The 18,948-nt window shown below is 69.3% G+C and carries 16 protein-coding genes; 5 read left to right on the top strand and 11 right to left on the bottom strand.

Annotation, left to right across the window (positions count from 1 at the left end; all coding sequences use genetic code 11):
- Positions 1–7: 7 nt before the first annotated feature.
- The 3 genes from EV378_RS22850 to EV378_RS22840 are packed head-to-tail and all read right to left on the bottom strand — an operon-like array spanning position 8 to position 5,758.
- Positions 8–3,853 (bottom strand): ABC transporter ATP-binding protein, encoded by a 3,846-nt coding sequence (locus tag EV378_RS22850; RefSeq protein ID WP_243653722.1) that lies wholly within the window; start codon positions 3,851–3,853, stop codon positions 8–10.
- 46 nt (positions 3,854–3,899) lie between these two features.
- Positions 3,900–4,826: an ABC transporter permease subunit gene (locus EV378_RS22845; protein WP_132429500.1), complete on the bottom strand. Its 927-nt coding sequence runs from the start codon at positions 4,824–4,826 to the stop codon at positions 3,900–3,902.
- A complete protein-coding gene (locus EV378_RS22840; protein ID WP_132429499.1) occupies positions 4,823–5,758 on the bottom strand; it encodes an ATP-binding cassette domain-containing protein in 936 nt (311 codons plus the stop codon). Before EV378_RS22840 ends, EV378_RS22845 begins: the two co-directional genes overlap by 4 nt.
- Before the next feature lie 177 nt (positions 5,759–5,935).
- Between EV378_RS22840 and EV378_RS22835 the strand changes: the two genes are divergently transcribed.
- A complete protein-coding gene (locus tag EV378_RS22835) occupies positions 5,936–7,495 on the top strand; it encodes a long-chain-fatty-acid--CoA ligase (protein ID WP_132429498.1) in 1,560 nt (519 codons plus the stop codon).
- Positions 7,496–7,726: 231 nt separating this feature from the next.
- On the opposite strand, the gene EV378_RS35470 is transcribed toward EV378_RS22835, so the two are convergent.
- The 8 genes from EV378_RS35470 to EV378_RS22795 all read right to left on the bottom strand — a co-directional run bounded on the left by EV378_RS35470 (position 7,727) and on the right by EV378_RS22795 (position 14,127).
- Entirely contained in the window at positions 7,727–9,043 is a 1,317-nt protein-coding gene (locus EV378_RS35470; RefSeq protein WP_165922432.1) for a site-specific integrase, read from the bottom strand.
- Positions 9,040–9,252: a helix-turn-helix transcriptional regulator gene (locus EV378_RS22825; protein ID WP_132429496.1), complete on the bottom strand. Its 213-nt coding sequence runs from the start codon at positions 9,250–9,252 to the stop codon at positions 9,040–9,042. The genes EV378_RS35470 and EV378_RS22825 overlap by 4 nt, the downstream gene beginning before the upstream one ends.
- Positions 9,249–10,913 carry a replication initiator gene (locus EV378_RS22820; RefSeq protein ID WP_132429494.1) on the bottom strand — a complete coding sequence of 555 codons (1,665 nt, stop codon included), beginning with the start codon at positions 10,911–10,913 and terminating at the stop codon, positions 9,249–9,251. The genes EV378_RS22825 and EV378_RS22820 overlap by 4 nt, the downstream gene beginning before the upstream one ends.
- Complete coding sequence (locus EV378_RS22815) at positions 10,910–12,496, bottom strand: FtsK/SpoIIIE domain-containing protein (RefSeq protein ID WP_132429492.1); 1,587 nt, start codon at positions 12,494–12,496, stop codon at positions 10,910–10,912. The genes EV378_RS22820 and EV378_RS22815 overlap by 4 nt, the downstream gene beginning before the upstream one ends.
- Positions 12,493–12,672, bottom strand: coding sequence for a hypothetical protein (locus tag EV378_RS22810; RefSeq protein ID WP_132429490.1), 180 nt, complete (start codon positions 12,670–12,672; stop codon positions 12,493–12,495). Before EV378_RS22810 ends, EV378_RS22815 begins: the two co-directional genes overlap by 4 nt.
- Positions 12,669–12,959, bottom strand: coding sequence for a WhiB family transcriptional regulator (locus tag EV378_RS22805; protein ID WP_243653721.1), 291 nt, complete (start codon positions 12,957–12,959; stop codon positions 12,669–12,671). Before EV378_RS22805 ends, EV378_RS22810 begins: the two co-directional genes overlap by 4 nt.
- Before the next feature lie 134 nt (positions 12,960–13,093).
- Positions 13,094–13,558: a hypothetical protein gene (locus EV378_RS22800; protein WP_132429486.1), complete on the bottom strand. Its 465-nt coding sequence runs from the start codon at positions 13,556–13,558 to the stop codon at positions 13,094–13,096.
- 119 nt (positions 13,559–13,677) lie between these two features.
- Positions 13,678–14,127, bottom strand: coding sequence for a plasmid replication, integration and excision activator (locus EV378_RS22795; RefSeq protein ID WP_132429484.1), 450 nt, complete (start codon positions 14,125–14,127; stop codon positions 13,678–13,680).
- 169 nt (positions 14,128–14,296) lie between these two features.
- On the opposite strand from EV378_RS22795, the gene EV378_RS22790 reads away from it, so the two are divergent.
- The 4 genes from EV378_RS22790 to EV378_RS22775 all read left to right on the top strand — a co-directional run bounded on the left by EV378_RS22790 (position 14,297) and on the right by EV378_RS22775 (position 18,478).
- Positions 14,297–14,905 (top strand): helix-turn-helix transcriptional regulator, encoded by a 609-nt coding sequence (locus tag EV378_RS22790; RefSeq protein ID WP_132432584.1) that lies wholly within the window; start codon positions 14,297–14,299, stop codon positions 14,903–14,905.
- Positions 14,902–15,231 carry a divalent-cation tolerance protein CutA gene (cutA, locus tag EV378_RS22785; protein WP_132429482.1) on the top strand — a complete coding sequence of 110 codons (330 nt, stop codon included), beginning with the start codon at positions 14,902–14,904 and terminating at the stop codon, positions 15,229–15,231. Before EV378_RS22790 ends, cutA begins: the two co-directional genes overlap by 4 nt.
- 43 nt (positions 15,232–15,274) lie before the next feature.
- Complete coding sequence (locus EV378_RS22780; RefSeq protein ID WP_132429480.1) at positions 15,275–16,219, top strand: hypothetical protein; 945 nt, start codon at positions 15,275–15,277, stop codon at positions 16,217–16,219.
- A 249-nt stretch (positions 16,220–16,468) separates the two neighbouring features.
- Positions 16,469–18,478, top strand: a complete 2,010-nt coding sequence (locus EV378_RS22775; RefSeq protein ID WP_132429478.1) for a hypothetical protein — start codon at positions 16,469–16,471, stop codon at positions 18,476–18,478.
- The last annotated feature ends 470 nt before the right edge of the window (positions 18,479–18,948 follow it).

Genomic DNA, 18,948 nt, shown 5'->3' with positions numbered 1-18,948 from the left:
GGAATCGTCAGGGACGGGGTGTCACCGGCAGTGGTCGATCCTCCTCCGGCTCCAGCTCGCCCGCTTCCCAGAACTCGGCGTAGCGCCCGCCGGATGTGACGAGCTCGGTGTGCGGGCCCTGTTCGACGATCCGGCCGCCGGAGAGCACGACGATCCGATCCGAGCGGGCCGCCGTCGCCAGCCGGTGGGCCACGACGAACGCGGTCCGCCGGTCGGTCACCTGCTCGCCCGCCGACAGAACGGCCGCCTCGGTGGCCGGGTCGAGAGCCGCCGTGGCCTCGTCGAAGATCAGCACGTCCGGGTCCACCAGCTCGGCCCGCGCGAGCGCGACGAGCTGGCGCTGCCCGGCCGACAGCCCCTGGCCGCGCTCGCCGACCGGGGTGCGGAAGCCGTCGGACAGGGACCGGACCAGGTCGATCGCTCCCACCGCACGGGCAGCGGCCTCGATCCGGGCCGGATCGGCGTCCGGCCGGCCGTAGGCGATGTTCGACGCGACGTCCCCGGTGAACAGGTGCGCCTCCTGCGGGACGACGCCGAGCCGCTGCCGGTACCCGGACAGCGGGAAGCGCCGCACGTCGGTGCCGTCGACCAGCACCTCGCCCTCGCCGGTGTCGTAGAACCGGGCCAGGAGCTTGATCAGCGTCGACTTCCCGGCCCCGGTGGCCCCGACGAGCGCGACCGTCTCCCCCGGCGCGACGTGCAGCGACACGTCGGCCAGCGCAGGCGTCGCGGCACCGGTGTAGGAGAACGTGACGTCCCGCAGCTCCACCTCGCCGCGCAGCCGGGCCGGGACGGCGACCCGGTCGGCGTCGTCGACCTCGGGCACCGACGTCGGTGTGCGCAGCAGGTCGGAGATCCGGTTCAGTCCGACCCGGGCCTGCTGGTAGCCGTCGAACACCTGGGACAGCTGCTGCACAGGGGCGAAGAACATCGTCAGGTACAGCAGGAACGCGGTCAGCACGCCCGCCGAGAGGTCGCCGCCGACGATCCGGGACGCGCCGACGCCGAGCACCGCGGCCGTCGCCACGTCGGACAGCAGCGCGACGAACGGGAAGTACGTCGCGATGTAGCGCTGTGCGCGCAGCCGGGACCGGCGGTAGTCGGCGCTGCGCTCGCCGAACCGGCGGGCACTGCGCTCCTCGCGGACGAACGCCTGCGCCACCCGCACACCGGTGACGTTCTCCTGCATGTCCGCGTTGACGACGCTGACCTTCTCCCGGGCGTCCTCGTAGGCCTGCGAGGAGTACCGCCGGAAGACCACGGTCGCGACGATCAGGACCGGCAGCCCGGCGAGCGCGACGAGCGCCAGCTCCGGGTCGGTGACCACGAGCGCCACCGCGACGCCGACGACGGTCAGCAGGCTGACCACGGCCTGCACGAGCCCGGTCTGCAGGAACGTGGACAGCGCGTCCACGTCGGTGGTCATCCGGGTCATGATCCGGCCGGACAGCTCGCGCTCGAAGTAGTCCAGGCCGAGCCGCTGCAGGTGCGCGTAGCTGCGCACCCGCAGCAGGTAGAGCAGCCCCTCGCCGGCCCGCGCGGTGACCACGGTCTGGAACGCGACGAACACGGCGTCCAGCACGACGACGGCGAGCCCGGCGAGCGCCGCGATCCACAGCACGCTGCCGACGCCGGGCGTGATCCCGCCGTCGACGGCGTAGCGCGCGATCGACGGGAGCGCCAGCGTCGCGAGCGCGTCCAGCCCGATCAGTGCGATGCCGACCAGCAGCAGCCTCCGCACCGGACGCAGCAGCGAGCTCAGGCGGAAGCGCGGGTCGGGTGCCGTCGGGTCGGCCTCGCCACGCAGCCGCGGGGTCTCCGACGGCGGCGGGAGCCGGTCCACCGCGGCCAGCAGCTCGGGCGTGGCCGGCATGCCGCCGGCCACCCCGGCCGAACCGGGCGGGCCGCCTGCGGGCGGCGTCCCGGTCCCCGTCGGGGAGAGCCGGGGGTCGGCGTCGGCGTCGTGCTCCGGCCACAGCGCCGCGGTGACGCCGTCCGGGCCCGGCCCCGCACCGTTCCCGTTCGACGACACGGCCGGGTGCGGCACCGGCTCCAGCACGACGCCCGGCTCCGCGGGCACCACGCTGATTTCCCGGGACGCCGACGCCCCGGTCGCCAGCAGCTCCCGGAACAGCGCCGAGCGCTCGCGCAGCTCGGCCTCGGTCCCGATGTCGACGATCCGGCCGTGGTCCAGCACCGCGACCCGGTCGGCCAGCGCCAGCGTGGAGCGCCGGTGCGCGACGAGCAGCGTCGTGCGGTCGCTGGTCAGGTCGCGGAGCGCCTCGTGGATCGCGGCCTCGGTCGCCGTGTCCACCGCGGACGTCGCGTCGTCGAGTACCAGCACCCGGGGCCGCGCGAGCATGGCGCGGGCGAGCGCGATCCGCTGCCGTTGGCCCCCGGACAGCGTGAGCCCCCGCTCGCCGACCTCCGTGTCGAAGCCGTCCGGCAGGTCGTCGACGAACGCGGCGACCTGGGCCGCCTCCGCGACGGCGCGGACCTCCTCCTCGGACGCGTCCGGGTGCCCGTAGGCGATGTTGTTCCGGATGGTGTCGGAGAACAGGAACGCCTCCTCGAACACCACCCCGAGCTCGGCCCGCAGGTCGTGCAGCCGCAGCTCGCGCAGGTCGACGCCGCCCATCCGGAGCGCTCCGGAGTCGGGGTCGTAGAACCGCGGCAACAGCAGCGCGACGGTCGACTTCCCGGAACCCGGCGGGCCGACCAGCGCGACCGTCTCGCCCGGCTCCACATGCAGCGACAGGCCGTCCACGGTCGGGCCGGGCGCGCCGTCGTAGGTGAACACGACGTCGTCCAGCTCGACCGGGAGCGGGCCGTCCGGCAGCGGTCGGGGCGACGACGGGTCGGTCACGTCCGGCTCGGAGTCCACGATGTCGAACACCCGCTCGGCGCCCGCCCTGGTGAGCTGCGCGGCCACGATCAGCGCGCCGATCAGCCGGGCGGGCCCGATCAGCTGCGCGACGTACGTGGTGAACGCCAGGAACGTGCCGAGCGTGATCGAGCCGTTCATGGCCAGCGCCCCGCCGAGGCCGATCACCGCGACCTGGCCGAGGCCGGGCAGCGCGAGCAGGACCGGGTTCAGCCGGGCGGTGAGCCTCGCCGCGCGCAGCCGCTCCCCGTAGAGCCGCCGCGCCCGGCCCTCCAGCGTCGTGACCTCGCGGGACTCCTGGCCGAAACCCTTCACGACGCGGACGCCGGTGACCGTCTCCTCCACCTGCTGGGCGATCTCCGCGGCCCGCTGCTGCGCCGACCAGGTGGCCGGGAACAGCGTCTTGCGCGTGCGGTTCGTGATGATCGCCGCGACCGGCAGCATGATCAGCGAGATCACCGTGAGCAGCGGGGACAGCCAGAGCATCGCGGAGATCGACACGACGCCGAGCACGACCGTGCCCGCGGACAGCGGGATGATCGACAGCAGCCCCTGGACCAGGGTCAGGTCCGAGATCGCGCGGGACGCGACCTGGCCGGTGCGCAGCCGGTCCTGCCGGACGCCGTCCATGCGCTGGACGGCGCGGAACACCTGCCGTCGAAGATCGTGCTGGACGTCCAGCGCCATCCGGCCGCCGAGGTAGCGGCGCAGGAACGCGGCCCCGAACCGGATCACGGCGAGGCTCAGGAACGTGACGACGACCGGCAGCACCACGGCCGTCGACCCTCCGACGGCGCCGTCCACGACGGCCTTGGTCAGCAGCGGCCCGACGGCCTCCAGCCCGACCCCGAGCACGGACGCGAGGAGCGCCCCGATCGTCACGCCGGGATGGCGCAGGCAGGCCTTCACCAGCCTGCGGATCCAGCCTTCCCGGGTGGTGGGGTCGCCAGAGGGAGATCGAACGGGCACCGGCCCAGGCTAGGCCGCACCACCGACAGTCCGCCGGGGTCTCACCTCACGTCACGTCGCGGCGCCCACCGACGACGACCGCCACCGCGACGGCGGCGACCGTCCAGGCCACCAGCACGAGCGCGGACACCCAGCCGGGCGGCGGCGCAGTCGCGCCCGCCAGCAGCTCGAGGCCCTGCCGGATGCTCGACTCGTCGCCGGCCCCGGCCAGGGCCGGGTGGTAGAGCGTGAGGTCGCCGGCGTTGCCGGGCAGGAACGACGACAGCCGCGACACCCACGTCGGGTCCGACGTGCTCGAATCGCCGAGGCCCAGCACGACCGAGATCACGTTCTCGCCGAGGATCAGGTAGCCGACGGCGATCGCGATGGCGCCGACCTGGTTGCGGACCACGGTGCCGATCGCGACCCCGATCACGCCCCAGAGCGCACACACCAGGATCCCGGCCAGCCCGAGCAGCACCAGGTCGCCGAACCCGGGGAGCGTCTGCTGCCCGAGCGCGGCCCCACCGAGCAGCGGACCGAGCACGCCCATGAGCAGCCCGTACAGCGCTCCGACGACGGCCGCCACGACCACCTTGGCGCCGAGCACCTGGACGCGGGCGCCGGTCAGGTAGGCGTTCGTGGCGGTGCGGTGCCGGAACTCGCCGGTCATCGTCAGCGCGCCGAACATCGCCGCGAGAACGGACACGACGCTCGTCGCAGACGCCACTCCGACCATCAGGCGGACCGGCGACTCCTCGGTCGCGGTCGGCAGGATCAGCGAGAGCAGCGACCCGAACTGGCTGGTCAGCAGCGAGAGCAGCACGACGGGGACGACCAGGACCCACCACAGCTTCACCGAGGTGGTCTTGCGGATCTCGGCGCGCAGCACGGCCCGCCAGCGACGCGGCGGCCCGATCCGTGCGCGGCGGCCGGACGGGTGCGCCACTGCGGTCTGCACCGGGGCGGCGGGGGCGTTCTCCGAGGCCGTCATCCGTTCTCCTCCGCGAGCAGCTTCAGGAACATCTGCTCCAGGCCGACCCGCTCCTCGCTCATCCCGTACACCGCGACGCCGGCCTTGAGGGCGGCGTCGCCGACCCGGACCGCGTCCGCGCCGGAGACGGCCAGCCAGTCGTCGCCGGTCGCGTCGACCTCGGTCAGCCCGTCCGCGACGAGCGCCTCGGCGAGCTTCACCGGGTCGGCGGACCGGACGAGCACGCGCGCGCCCTGGGACGTCCGCAGCTCGTCGATCGCGCCGTCGAACCGGCACCGCCCGCGGTCGATCACCACCAGCCGCTGCGCGGTCAGCTCGATCTCGGCCAGCTGGTGCGAGGACACGAGGACGCTGCGTCCGGACGCCGCGAACGACTGCATGAACTGCCGCAGCCAGGCGATGCCGTCCGGGTCGAGGCCGTTGCCCGGCTCGTCGAGCACGAGGATGCGCGGGTCGCCGAGCAGCGCGGCGGCCAGCGCCAGGCGCTGGTTCATGCCCAGCGAGAAGCCGCCGACGTGCCGGTTCGCCGACTCGGTGAGGCCGACCAGCGCCAGCACCTCGTCCACCCGGGTGTCCGGGACGCCGATCGCGGCGGCCTGCGCCCGCAGGTGCGCCCGCGCGGTCCGCTTCGGATGTCCGCCCTGGACCTCGAGCACGGCTCCGACGACCGTGCCCGGCGACTCCAGCTCGGCGAACGGCACGCCTTCGACGAGCGCGGTGCCCGTCCCGGGCGTGACCAGGCCGAGGATCATCCGCAGCGTCGTCGTCTTGCCGGACCCGTTCGGCCCGAGGAACCCGGTGACGGAACCGGGCTCGACGGTGAACGTCAGGTCGCGCACGGCCTCGACGGGGCCGAAGCTCTTGCCCAGCCCGTCCACCGTGATCCGTCCGGTGGGCGCCCGCTCGCCGGTCGCCTCCGGGACGGTCTCCATGCTCTGCACGGTCGGTTCCCCCGATCGTCGCTGTCGCCGACCCATCCTCCCGGTCGGTCGTGGCGAGCCTCAGGCGGGGGCTGGTGTTCTCCCCGGACGGCCCATCAGGATGGCGGGATTCGTCCGCCGTGCCGGATTTCCGGTAACGAGCTTCGTCACCGTGCCGAGGGAGGATTCGTGACGACGACGTCGAGGACCGTGTCGAACCTGTTGCAGCGCTGGGCCGACGAGCGGGGTGACAGCGAGGCGTTGCGCTTCGGCGACCTGCGGCTCACCTGGGCCGAGCTCGACGAGCGGGTGCGCCGCCTGGCGAGCGCGCTGCGCGCCGAGGGGATCGGCCCCGGCGACCGGATCGCCGTGCTCGACCTGAACCACCCGTCGTGTGTGGAGCTGTCGCTGGCCTGCGCGCGGATCGGTGCGGCGAACGCCGTCGTCAACTTCCGGCTGGCGCCGCCGGAGATCCTCTACGTGATCAACGACGCGCGGGCGCAGCTGCTGTTCGTCGGCCCGGAGTTCGCGGCCGCCGCGGACGGCCTGCGGGACAGGATGGACACCGTCCGCCGGGTCCTGCACGTTGGCGGCGACGCCGACGAGTACGAGGCGTTCCTCGGCGCGCACGAGCCGGACACCGAGCCGTACGACGCGCAGCCGGACGACTGCTTCGTGCAGCTCTACACGTCCGGGACGACCGGCTTCCCCAAGGGCGCCATGCTCACCCACGCCGGGATGCTCGCGCACGCCGCGAACGTCGCGGCCGACTTCGAGCTGACGCCGGACGACGTCGTCCAGGTCGCGATGCCGCTGTTCCACGTCGGCGGGACGAGCTACGCGTTCGTCGCGCTCGCGCAGGGCGCCCGGATCGTGATGGTCCGGATGCCGGACCCGGCCGCGCTGCTCGACATGATCGCCGCCGAGAAGATCACCCACACGTTCTGGGTGCCCGCGCTGATGGCCGCGATGGTTGCCGTCCCGGACGCGTCGGCACGGGACTTCTCGTCGATGCGCGCGATCTCCTACGGGGCGTCGCCGATGCCGCTGCCCGTGATGCGCGCGAGCCTGGAGCTGTTCGGGCCGAAGCTGCACCAGGTGTACGGCATGACCGAGGCGTGTGGCGTGGTCACCTCGCTCGGGCCGGAGGACCACGTCGACCCGGCCGTCGCGCACCGCCTGGTCTCGGCCGGCACGCCGATCAGCGGCGTGACGATCGAGGTACGCGACCCGGCGACCGGCGAGACGCTGGGGGTCGACGAGCCCGGCGAGATCTGGGTGCGGACCGAGCAGCTGATGAGCGGCTACTGGCAGAAGCCGGAGGCCACCGAGGCGGCGATCACCGAGGATGGGTGGCTGCGTTCCGGCGACGGCGGGCACATCGACGCCGACGGCTACATCTACGTCACCGACCGGATCAAGGACATGATCGTCAGCGGCGGCGAGAACGTGTATCCGGCCGAGGTCGAGCGCGTACTGGCCGAGCACCCGACGGTCGGCGACGTGGCCGTGATCGGTGTCCCCGACGACCGGTGGGGCGAGGTGCCGAAGGCGTGCGTGGTGGCCGCCGCGGGCGCCACCGTGGACCCGGACGAGCTGCTGGCCTACTGCCGTGAGCACCTGGCGTCGTTCAAGTGCCCGAAGTCGGTCGACGTGCTGGACGAACTCCCGCGCAACCCGACCGGGAAGATCCTGAAGAAGGACCTCCGCAAGCCGTTCTGGGAGGGACGCGACCGCCGGACCGTGTAGACCGGCCTGCACGAATCGGCCGCGTGAGCTGCGGAAACGTCGCCGTGGCTCAGTCCGGGTGTCTGTGGCCGTCCGGGAGCCGCTGTCGTCGTCCGGCCGAATCTACGGAACAGGTACGGAACGATCATGGCGGCTCGCCTCCACAGTGGATGATCGACTAGTTGCCGAGGAGTTCGGAGATCCGGTCGTTGTAGGCGTCCGCCTGACCGTCGATGCACTTCGCGTAGACCGTCAGCAGGACCGCGACCGTGTTCCCGGCCCGGGCGGCGACCTCCGTCGGTGGGACCCCGGCAGCGAGCCAGCTCGACAGCGCCGCGTGGCGTAGGTCGTACGGGCGACGCGCGAGCGGGGACGCCGCCTGCGCCGGGCTGAGACCGATCTCCCGGGCCTGCTCCCAGATCCGCGTGTCACCGACCCCGGGACGTTCTGGGCGGACTCAGCGCCGAAGAACAGGCGACCGTCCGGGGCCGTCGGGAACATCTCCAGGTGCTCGCGCAGGATCGCGACGAGCGCGGGCGGGATCGGGACCGGACGGACCTCCTCCGGCCGCCGACGCTTCAACGGCCGGGCGTGATACCGAGACCCTGAGCCCGCGTAGTAGCTCCCGCTGACCTCCGAGCGAGCACCGGCCAGCAGCAGCCGGCCCCACCCCTCCCCCGGCAGCTCCATGTCATTCTCGGTCAGGTTCTGCGCCTCCCCAGGCCGCAGGCCGCCGCAGTACAGGCACGCGAAGAACGCCCGCAGCCGCGCACCACGGTCCGGGTCCCGGCTCCGTCCACGGCTGATCACGTAGGTCACCGCCGCCAGGAGCTGCCTGGCCTGCGCCGGGTTCACCACGACCCGCGGATCCACGACCTGCACGCCGGTGGTCTCGCCGGTCAGGCGACGGCCGGTGAGCGGGTTGGACTCGACCCACCCGGCGGCGCGGGCGAACTCCAGCGTCCGGTGCAGCACCGCGCGGCGCTTGTCCAGGGTCGACGAGGTCACCCGATGACCGGTCGCCGTCGAGGCGAGCGCACGCAGCAGCTCGGACGCCGTGAGGTCGTTGCCCAGGTCGCCCAGCGGACGCGATGCCCGGCGGAGCCAGCTCACCACCGCCGTCTCCTCCGGCGACAGGACGAGGTCGCGTTGCGGAACGGGCAGGACCCGGGTCGCGAGAAGCCGTTGCGCGAGAGCCGGATCCGGCCCGTGGTCGAGTTGCCGAACGAACAGCGGGATCGCCGCCGCCAGGTTCGTCACCGCAGCCTTGCGGGTGTTCGGCGGGGCGTCGCTCGACCACAGCCAGTCCACGTACGCCGTCGCCGCCTCCAGCAGGGTCCGGGACGCCCGCTTGCGGGCCATCGACACCGGCAGGCCCGAGCCGACCTCGAACGCCTCTCCGGCCCGCTGAGCGCGCAGCAGGTCCGCCCGGAACGACTCCGCGAGGCGCTTGGTCGGGTACCACTCCGAGTGTTCCTCGGTGTCGGTCTTCCAACGGACCCCGTGACGGCGTCGTTTCGCCGGGCTGGAGAGCTGCCAGATGCTGACCCGATACGTCGTCTCGGTCACGCCACCCGCCCGGGTTGATCGCGCAGCGCCTCCAGCCAGTCCAGCAGGTCACCGCGCCGGACCCGGAGATGCCCGTTCGGGAGCCGGAAGCACGGCGGGGCGGTGCGCTTCTCCCGCCACTCGTAGAACGTGTCCCGCGAGACGCCGCCAAGCAGCTCCAGGACCTGGCGCACGGTGAGCAACTCGTCCCGATCGACCTTCGTGGTCATGCCGCCTCCTCGGTTGCCGAACGGTCGGGTGGTTCACCGGTCGCCATCACGGCGGCGTCATAGTCGGCCCGCCATCGCTGTCGCTGATGGATCGCGTGCAGCAGCAACACCGGCCGGGACGGCACGTCGGTGTCTCCGGCCTTGGTGGTCTCCCACACGAACGGCCCGTCATCGACGGCGTAGCCAGGCTGCACTCCGGCCTTGTCGAGCAGTTGCCGAACGAACGCGGTCCGCTCGGCCCGGTGATCACTGAGACTCTTGTTGGACCACTTGCGGGACACGAGGACGCGGCGTCCGGCGATGCCGAGGTGTTCGGGCTTGTGCGCCTTGCCCTTGCAATGCCCCGGCACCGTCCCCGGTCGGGCGCCCTTCGGCTCGACGCCGTAGATCAGCCAGATCGGACAGCGCGGCGAACATCGCGTGATCGCCAGCTCGGCGGCCAGGCGTCGGGCGTGCTCGCGCTGCCGCTCGGTCACAGTCTCGTCGAGCCCAGCCGCTTGCCCGACGCTCTTGGTGAGGTACTTGGTGAGATAGCCGATGTGGCGCACGGCTTCCTCGGTGCCGCCGAGGATGCCCTTGACGTGGACCTGGTCGCCGAACCGCACGGTGTGCGCCGGGTTGATCAGTTTCTCCGGGGCGGTCGCCTGATCCCACGTCGGGAGCGGGTCGCGGGTGTCCGGGTCGACGAACGCCTTGTGGTGGTTGTCCCAGCGCGGCAGTTTCTGTCCGGTGTAGACGATCGTGTCGTGCGGAGGCCACCACACCTGGTGGTAGGTCGCGGCGGTGATCTGGCGCAGCTCGGCGCGCGGGATGGTGCCGCGGATCGCGGCGTGGAAGTGCGGCGCCCCGCGCTTCTGCGGTTCGACGGTGCCGAAGTACTGGACGTCCCAGCCGACGCAGCGCCGCGTGTTCTGCCAGAACCGATCGACCAGGCGCGGGAAGTGGATCGCGTCCCGAGCGGCACGGCGGTAGTTGTAGTTCGCCGGGTCGATGGCGGCGCCGTTCTTGTCCACCCGCCCGTACGAGTCGAGGGTGAGAGTGAGGAAGGTGGACGGGCGGTACTTGCCGCCGAACACGCGGCCGACGGTGCGGTCCTCCACCGGCCGCCTCGGCAGGTTCGGCGCGTCCTGGCGTCGCCGGGTGGTCCGGCGCACGGTCTGCGGTGCCGGGTCGAGTGGCGCGAGCCGGCCCCGGACGCCGAGCGCGCGTAGCTCCTGGTCGATCTCCTCGACCGTGTCCCGGATCTCCTCACACTCGCGCTCGTCACCCTCCTCGCGAGCGCGCTGGTAGGCGGTGTGCAGGTCGGCGCGGGTGGCCATCAGCTCCTTCTGCGCCTCGGTGGGGTCGTTGCGCTCGACGACCACCTCCTGCTCGAGGTGCCAGCCCTCCCGGCACTGCACCATCCGCAGACGGCGCGCCTTGTCCGAGCACGGGCGGCACTGGTCCTCCCGCGTCGACCCGCACGGCACCGGCACCACGTCGACCCGGCCGCTGGTCTGATCGATCCGACGCATGGCGAGCGGTCGGGTGCAAACGCCGTGATCCTCGGCGAGCCGTGCGGCGACGTCGTTAGACAGCGCCAGGAGCGCCTTCTGCGCTCGGGTGAGCTGGTCCTGGTCGATGGCCTCGGCGGGCTCGGTGGTCGGTTCGGTGGTGGTCATGCGGCACCTCCGGCCGGTGCTCCGGCGGGTTGCGGGAACGGCAGCACCGGGCGCGGTCCCGGGATCGCCAGCGGCGCCGGGCCGGTGACGAGCCGCTCCAGGTCCTTGATCGCGTCGTCGGGCACCCACGCGGCCCGGACCCGCAGCGGTTCGCGGATGCCTTCGCCGAACAGGTAGCCGACGCCGGGTTCGGACTCACCGATCCGGTTCGCCCACGCACCCCGGTCGTAGGCGTGATCGCCGAGCACCATCCCGACGTGGGACTTCGTGGCCACCCGGAGGCAGATGCGGCGCGGGAACAGGTCCCGCACGGGCACGGTGTCCTTGGTCGGCTCCTGGACGTAGCCGCGCACCGTGTAGCCCAGCGCCCGGCCCTGGGTGGTCAGCAGGGCGACGCGTTCGGTGATGGCCTCGCGGGTCTTACGGTCGCCGACGTAGCGGGTCAGGGCGCCGATCTCGTCGAACTCCAGCAGCTCCAGCGGGTTGTCCCGGGTGATCGGGACGGTGCGGACCTTCTGCGCGTTGTCGCGCTTGCGGGCCTCCATCCCGTCGACGAGCTCATCCAGCAGCTCCAGGGCGTCGCGGCTGGTGACGGCGTAGCGGTGGAACACGTCGCGGCCGTAGGCCAGTTCCATGCCCTTCGGGTCGATCCCCGACACCCGGCACAGGCCGTCGCGGATAGCCGGCCCGATCGACACCAGGGGCGCCCACATGACGGAGTTCTTGCCTGCACCGGTGGCTCCGGCGCACAGCGTGTGCCCGCCGGCCAACGGCTGGTGCCAGTCGGTGCCGTACTCGGTGCGCCCCGACCACACCCGCGACAGGTCCAGGCCGTCCCCGGCGACCTGGCGCAGCTCGGCCACGTCCGGGCAGGCGACGACGTCGGCGAGCAGGTTGCGGCGTTGGAAATCGATGCTGACGACGTTGGGCTCCAGCTCGCGGACCTGGCAGCGGGCCACGTTCCGGGAGACGGCCAGTGCGCGGGCGGCCTCGTCGACGTCCTCCGGGGTCTGCCCCGGCACCAGCCGCACCAGCACCTCGTCCCAGGACGGGCCGGAGCGGACGCCGAGGATGCGCGGGATCTGGTCGCGGCGCGGGCGTTGGCGGGGGACGGCGCCGGAGCGGCGCAGCGGGTTGACGTTGACGACCAGGGCGTGCCGGTCGTCCGGGACGGTCAGGCGGCACGCTCGGAGCCAGCCGGGCATGCGCGGTGCATAGACAGTCCAGCGCTGCCACCACGCCCGCAGGCGGCGCCCGGCCCACACGTCGAACGAGGCCACATCGAGCCAGCGCCAGACACCGAGCCCAGCCCCGAGCACGGCGACAGTGACGGCGAGCGAGAGCCAGCCGAGCCAGTGCGACCAGACGAGCACGACGGCGGTCGTGGCGACGGTGCGCGGGCGGCGGACCAGCCACCGGGCGCCGAGATAGACGCCCTTGACCGCCAGCCAGAGCGCGACGAACACGGCCGCGATCGCGGCGAGCGTCTCCAGGACCTTGGTGACGGCGTGGCCGATCTTCGCGAGCACCCAGCAGCCGACCGCGAGGCCACCGCCGAGCAGGATCATCGTTGCGGCGTTCATCGGGTCTCACCTCCCTTGCGGGGCTTGCGGGTGCGGGTGCGTCCGGGGACCTGGGTGAGCGGGACCAGGGCGAGTTGGTCGAGGTGATCGGCGCAGCGACGCCGACGCGGGTCCGGGCGCTCGTGGAGCACGACCCGGCACACCTCGCAGCGGCCCGGGTTCTCGGTGGCGCTCACGCGGCATCACCCCCGACCGACGGAGCTGTCGGAGCCGGGGTGACGGTGAGTCCGGCGCGGCGCAGGGCGGCGCGTTCGGCCGGTGTGGTGCCGCCGTAGATGCCCCAGCGGCGGGCGGGGTTCTCGGTGGCCATCACGTCGACCAGGCACGCCGTGCGGACAGGGCAGCGGCCACAGATCCGCCGAGCCGGGCGCACCTGGTCCTCGTGGCAGTAGGACAGCGGAAAGAACGTCTCCGGGTCCGAGGTCGCGCACGCTGCGTTCCGGTGCCACTCCCCCGAACTCACCGAGGACACGACCGGTCCCAGCGGCGGAGTAGTCGGCACCACCACCGGCGGCACAACACGGGCGGCGGTTGGCCGGCCGGGAGCGGGGTCGGTCGTCCGCAGCGGGCGCATCGCCTGACCACGCGCACGCCGGGTCACCGCAGTGCCCCGACAGACGGGACCGGCGGGACGGTCTCGGCGAGGTGCGGGCGACCGAGATCGGTGACGCCGAGGTCGTCCCAGTTAGACATGGCCCCGGCGCAGTCCGAGGTCGGCAGGTCGAGGGCGCGGGCGGTCCAGTCGGCGGCGGCGTCGCGCCAGAACCGGGCGTCGTCCTCAGCCTTCGAGCGGGCGCGGATGACCGCGTCGACGTAGACGACCGCCACGGCGCGGTGGTCGGTGTGGCGCTGGAGTACGGCCCACCATCGGGCCTGTCGGGTGTGCAGCTGCTCCAGGCGCAGCGCGCGGGCCGCGCGGTCGGTGTCCTCGGTCGGCCGCTGTGCGCCGACGGCCATGATCAGGTAGTTGAGGCGGCCGATGAACTGTTCGGCCAGCCGCACGGCTATGCCGGTCGGTGTCTCGCCGGGGCCGTGCGCGTAGGGGGTTCGGGCGACGTACATCTAGGATCGGTGTCCTTCCGGATCTCTGCTGCCTGCCAGGGCTTGTGTGAGTTGCGGGAGACCGGAGGGGGGTCCGCTGCAACGGACTCCCCTCCACCCACATGAGGGGCCGAATCGGATCAAGCGGCCTCACCGTCCTGGCCGCCCTGCGGCTTGCCGCCCCGCCCACCGGAGCCGTGACCATGGCCACCCGGAGCGCGCATCGCGGTCGCGCGCAGGCTGTAGGCGACCCGGGCGCGGCCGCCGTTCTCCTGCACGTACGGCGTGACCGTGAGGCCGTCGAACTCGACCGGCCGGAACGGCAGCCCGGCCGCGGTGTCCGGCGGGACAGGCTGGTGGGTGGCCGCGATCTTGATCACGACCGTCTTGTCCTTGCTGCGGGCGTCCGGGTCGGCGTCGAGGACTGAGACCGACCAGACCGGTAGCCCGGTCTCCTTGTCGAGCTGCTGAACCGGGCGCCCCGGGGCGGACTTGTCGAAGTCGCGGACCGGCTCCACCTCGGAGACGACGTAGGCGCCATGCGGGAACACCTCGCCCATCGGGACTGCGAACTTGTTCTTGATGGCCATGTGGCTCTCACCTCTTGGTTGTGTGTCGGCCGGGCCGGTGGGCTCGACCGGGTCAGCCCGAGGTCAGCGGACTCACTCGCCCGTGTTGCGGACTAACTCGCCCTATAGTCGGGCGAACTAGTCCGGTTGTCAAGGACGTAGAAGTCCTACGACGATGTGAGGGGTGGAGATGTCCGAAGTGATCCGCCAGCGCCGTGCCGCCCTTGGCATGTCGCAAGGCGACCTCGCGCGCGCGGCCGGGGTCGACACCCGGCAGATTCGCCGCTATGAGGCTGGAGAGCAGCAGCCGCTGCTGTCGGTGGCCATGTCGATCGCCGACGCCCTCGGGATCTCCGTGAGCGAGCTGGCCGGTCGCACCCCGAACCGCGTCACCGTCACCGGCGACTGGTGGGCGTCCTGGCAGACCACCCGGGACGGCGTCGAGAAGATCGCCACTCAGCCCGTGCACATGCGCCAGGAGGGCGAGCTGGTCCACATTGCCGCCACGCAGCGAGGCCTCAGTGCCGACGAGGGCGGATACCTCTGGACTGGCGAACTGCGCCTCTGGGATAACCAAGTATTCACCGGCTGGTACGCAGCAACCGACGGCGCGGTGCGTTCAAAGGGCACAATGTTTCTTGTGATGCACCCACATGGTATCCACTTGACAGGACGGTGGGTCGGCTTAGGTTATGACGACCAGATAATGAGTGGGTGGGCGTCGATGGGCAAGACAAGCGCCGATTCCACGAACGCAATGTTCGGCCTCATCGAGAACCAAGGAGCCGAATCCTCATGACGGAACTATGCGAACTGGTTATCACCGCACCTGACCCCGAGTGGCTGCACAGTTTTACCCGAGGGCTCGTCGCTGACCGACTCGCTTCAAGCGTCCACAACTTCACCCCAGTCAGGTCAACCTATCGTTGGCGCGGCGAATTACACGACCGAACCGAAGGACGCGCATCTCTGCATACTCGGCGTTCTCTAATTCCTCAGATCGTAGAACGGGCGAGGTCCGCTCATCCCTATGAAGTCCCGGGACTCAGTGCTCGCCCAATTGTTGATGGAAATCCCGACTACTTAGAATGGATCGCAGCAGAAACAGGCACCGATAATGGCTAGCCCTAACGATTATCTTGCGGCCATGGTCGGCTCTAGTGCGGGAATGATTGCGATCGTCGGAGGTCTCCTCGTATCGCGATTCCTGAGTATCGACAGCACCCAGCAGGGCCTAAAGGCGCAGATCGCCGAGTATCAAGACCTACTCGACGCTGCCGATAAACGCGTGGAGGATCTCGCCGGTAGACTACGAGAGATCGCTATCCGCGACTCCCTCGATGACAGTGATGTCCTCGACTTAATGATTAAGTCGACTTCTCCACCGTCACCCGGCCAGGTTCGCCGCCTATCTGGCGAAACATCATTATCCGATGATGAGCTGACTGAAGAGATCGAGGCGGTTCACTCCGAGGTACAGGCAGCCTCCACTTTCCTTCGATCAGCACTCCCTTCGTCTCAAAGTCTAGATCCAGACGAGTGGTCGGACGTTCCCTCCTGGAATGTCTACTACAGCGAAACTACCTCTCTCCCTGCGATTAGGAATGACTGGGCATGGGAGTACGTCTTTAACAAGATAGTAGATACAAGAACCCGTCAGGCCTACGAGCGCCCCTCAGGCCCCTTCGGATTCACCGGCGTAGCGCCCATCTCCTTGGCGACCTTCACACCTGCGTGGGTCAGTCAGCGAGCGGCCGAGCGCGTCGATGCCTTAGAGGCAGATCACGAAGCGGCGGTCGCCGCGCGCGAGGACATCGAACGAAAGTACCTCCAACTCTACGGATCTTTCATCGCCACTGTTCGACCCGACAAGCCATTTGCTTGGGGCGTCGGCGTTCTCGTTTACTTCACCGTTGTGGGTGTGATATACCCAATCTGGGTCCTTCGGGGAGGCGTGGAAGTAATCACCCCGGAAGTGGCCAATGTGTATTGGTGGTTCTTAAGCGGGCTGACCGCACTACTTGGTTACGTCGTGGTTCTCGCCGTGCGACTGATCCGACGCCGACACGTTGTAGACACACTCGTAAGCACTCGCGCATCCGACAACCGCTAACGGTAGACCAGGTGAACAACATTTGCCTCTGACTACCTCGGCGCCATCTCCGTTAGGCGGTCCGAATTCCTCTAGATATCCGCTATAATCACGGGAGAATAATTCCTGCGCCTTGATAGTCAGAGTTTCTAAGCCACTTGACCATCCTATCGGATACTAGCCCGAAAGTTTCGAGACTTGCCAGACAATCCCAGTCTTAGCTATTTAAATCCTCCTCCTCTGCCGCCTTGGGCAACAACGGTTGGTCAAGTGAACGAGGTAGGTCCGACGAGTCTTGCTGAGCGACAGCAGGCAATCGCCACGCTTAGCGCGGCCGCCGAGGAGGCGAGCAGCCGCGCTCCTCAGCTGGAATCCGAGCTTCGCGAACTCCTCTTAGACTCGGATCCTCTCGACATATTGGCGCGGCTGACAATCATGGACGCTATTCGGAGGGACACACTTCCAGCCGCAGGGACATTCGGCAGCGATGCCGCGCTTGAGTTCCTAGCGGGAGTTGTCACGTCCGTTGACGACCACATCGTCTCAGACCTTGCTGGATCCGACTACGACGACCAGAATGCCTTCACTGCCGACTCTTTGCTGCGCGATTATGCCAATGCACAGCTGACTATCTCGACCGCCGAGACTGCGAAACGTGGCGCGCCGGAACGGACAGACAGCGCCGTTAATCAGCTGCGTTTCGAGAACCTATTCGATCGAATGCTTGGATACCCTCCCCACATTCGTGCCGTTCTGGCACAGACTTTCGAAGAGGTCGACACCAAGGCTTTAGAGCAGGTAGGGTTTCGCCTTTCGACAGCCGTAGAGATCGCGGACGCTTACTCGGAGATAACCGCAGCGAAGTACCGCCGAGTGCATAACTTGTTCGGTCACGTCTTTGATGCCGCCCCGGCACCAATAGACGAGGAACAGTTGTTTCAACAGGCTGCTACCCACGTGATGGGCTTGGCACGGTTTGGCTCCTCGGATCTTGAACTGGATATGTCAGGCATGATCGCCGCCTACGGCGGCTTCGACCCACAGGAAGTTGGCAACGTACTCGACGCACTCTCCACGCCGATTGGAAGCCAGCCTGAATTCGTGTCTTTAGGCGACAACAACGCGTGCCGCTATCGCCCGATCCTGAAACTCGCGGATGGCCGGATGCTCTGGACACGCCCTTCCGACTTCATCCACTGCGCACTCGACTGGGCGTTTCACGCTTCTAAGGAAAACACCCGACTGCTGACCGCTTTCGATAAAGCGCGGCAAGCCGCTTGTGAGCAGTTGACCTTTGATGGCCTAGCTACGGGTTTTGAATCACACGCACAGGTCTTGAAGAGCCCGACTTATCCTGCCGATGGCCAGCGACCGGACATAGATTCGTTAGTCGCACTACCAGACGCTGCCCTCGTCGCAGAGGCCAAGGGCGGCCGACTGACCGAGCCCGGCCGACGGGGTGCTCCAGAACGGGTGAAGAAGAAGGTTGGTGAACTCATTGACTACGCTCAGATGCAGAACGAGCGCTCAATAGCATACTTGCGGAACGATAACTCAGACTTGCGCACGTCTGGACGACAGAAGATTACTATCGACAACCCACTATTGGCCTACTCACTAATAGTGACCCTGGAACGAGTCGATCCGTTCTACTCTTTTATCGAATCTGACGATTCGAACTATGAGGTTCCCTCGCTTGCACTAACTGTGCACGACCTGCTCCTGATAACTGAACTACTACCCTCTCCGACAGAGCTGTTCGGTTATCTGAGCGATCGATGTAGCCGACACTCGCACGGCGCTCCAACACATATAACGGAAGCCGGGGCGCTCGAAGAGTGGATTAATGGGAAACGCGGATCGCATCTTGGAGGCGCATCTGATGTCACCCCGAGACGGAGGCGAATTTTCTCAGGGAATCCAGACCATATTAATGACTACTACGCCGACCGAGAGATTGTCGAGTCTGGACAAGCCGTTGAGAACCCTACACCTGCACCCGTTACGGCAGTCCCTCGCCCAGTCTTAGAGGCAGCCGATTCGCAGCTTCGCAACCGCGAGCAGCGTTGGGGCGACCTAGCCTTGGCCGTGTGTCACGTGCCCGATCGTGAGTGGGCTCCGATACTTCGCGTCATCGACCGCGCTCGATCGAATCCGGACCGCCAGGTCAACCGTAAGGCCCGCAAGAAGGCGGCTAAATTGATGCGCGGCACCACACTTTCGACAGGCTTGATTGTAGCCGTATCGGACGCCGGCGAGGTCGGTCTTTCCTTGAAGTAGCACTTCCAGCCTGCGTCGTGCGCCAGTTTGTTGTCTGCCAGTTCGTCTGCCAGTTCGTCTGCTGCCGAATCCGCCTCTATGAGATCAAGGCGCCGCCTCCGGCGGCGCGCGGGCCGGCCACGCCGGCCCGCCGTCCGACCCTCTACCTCCGGCCCGGGCACGGCCGTCGGTCCGGCTACCCGGCCCGCAGCCACGGAGAGGCGCCAGATGCTCCGAGGCGGTCGACAGACAGCGAGCCGTCAGGACGACGCCTGAGCCGACGAGCTCCACCGGACCGAACCTCTGAGAGTGATGAGCTGCCCCCTCGGCCGAAGAGTGTCCACGCCGTAGAGCCAGCGACAAGGGCGCCTGCGGCGTCGCTACGCGATGGCTTCGCCACCCTTGTCCCCGTCTCAACGGCGAGCAACGCGGCCAGAACGAGGGGGACGGTGGGGAGTGGCGATCACAACGGCTCGTTCGTGCGTACCGGT

The organism is Pseudonocardia endophytica, assembly GCF_004339565.1.
GTDB classification, from domain to species: domain Bacteria; phylum Actinomycetota; class Actinomycetes; order Mycobacteriales; family Pseudonocardiaceae; genus Pseudonocardia; species Pseudonocardia endophytica.
This window is presented reverse-complemented; position numbering and strand designations above follow the sequence as displayed.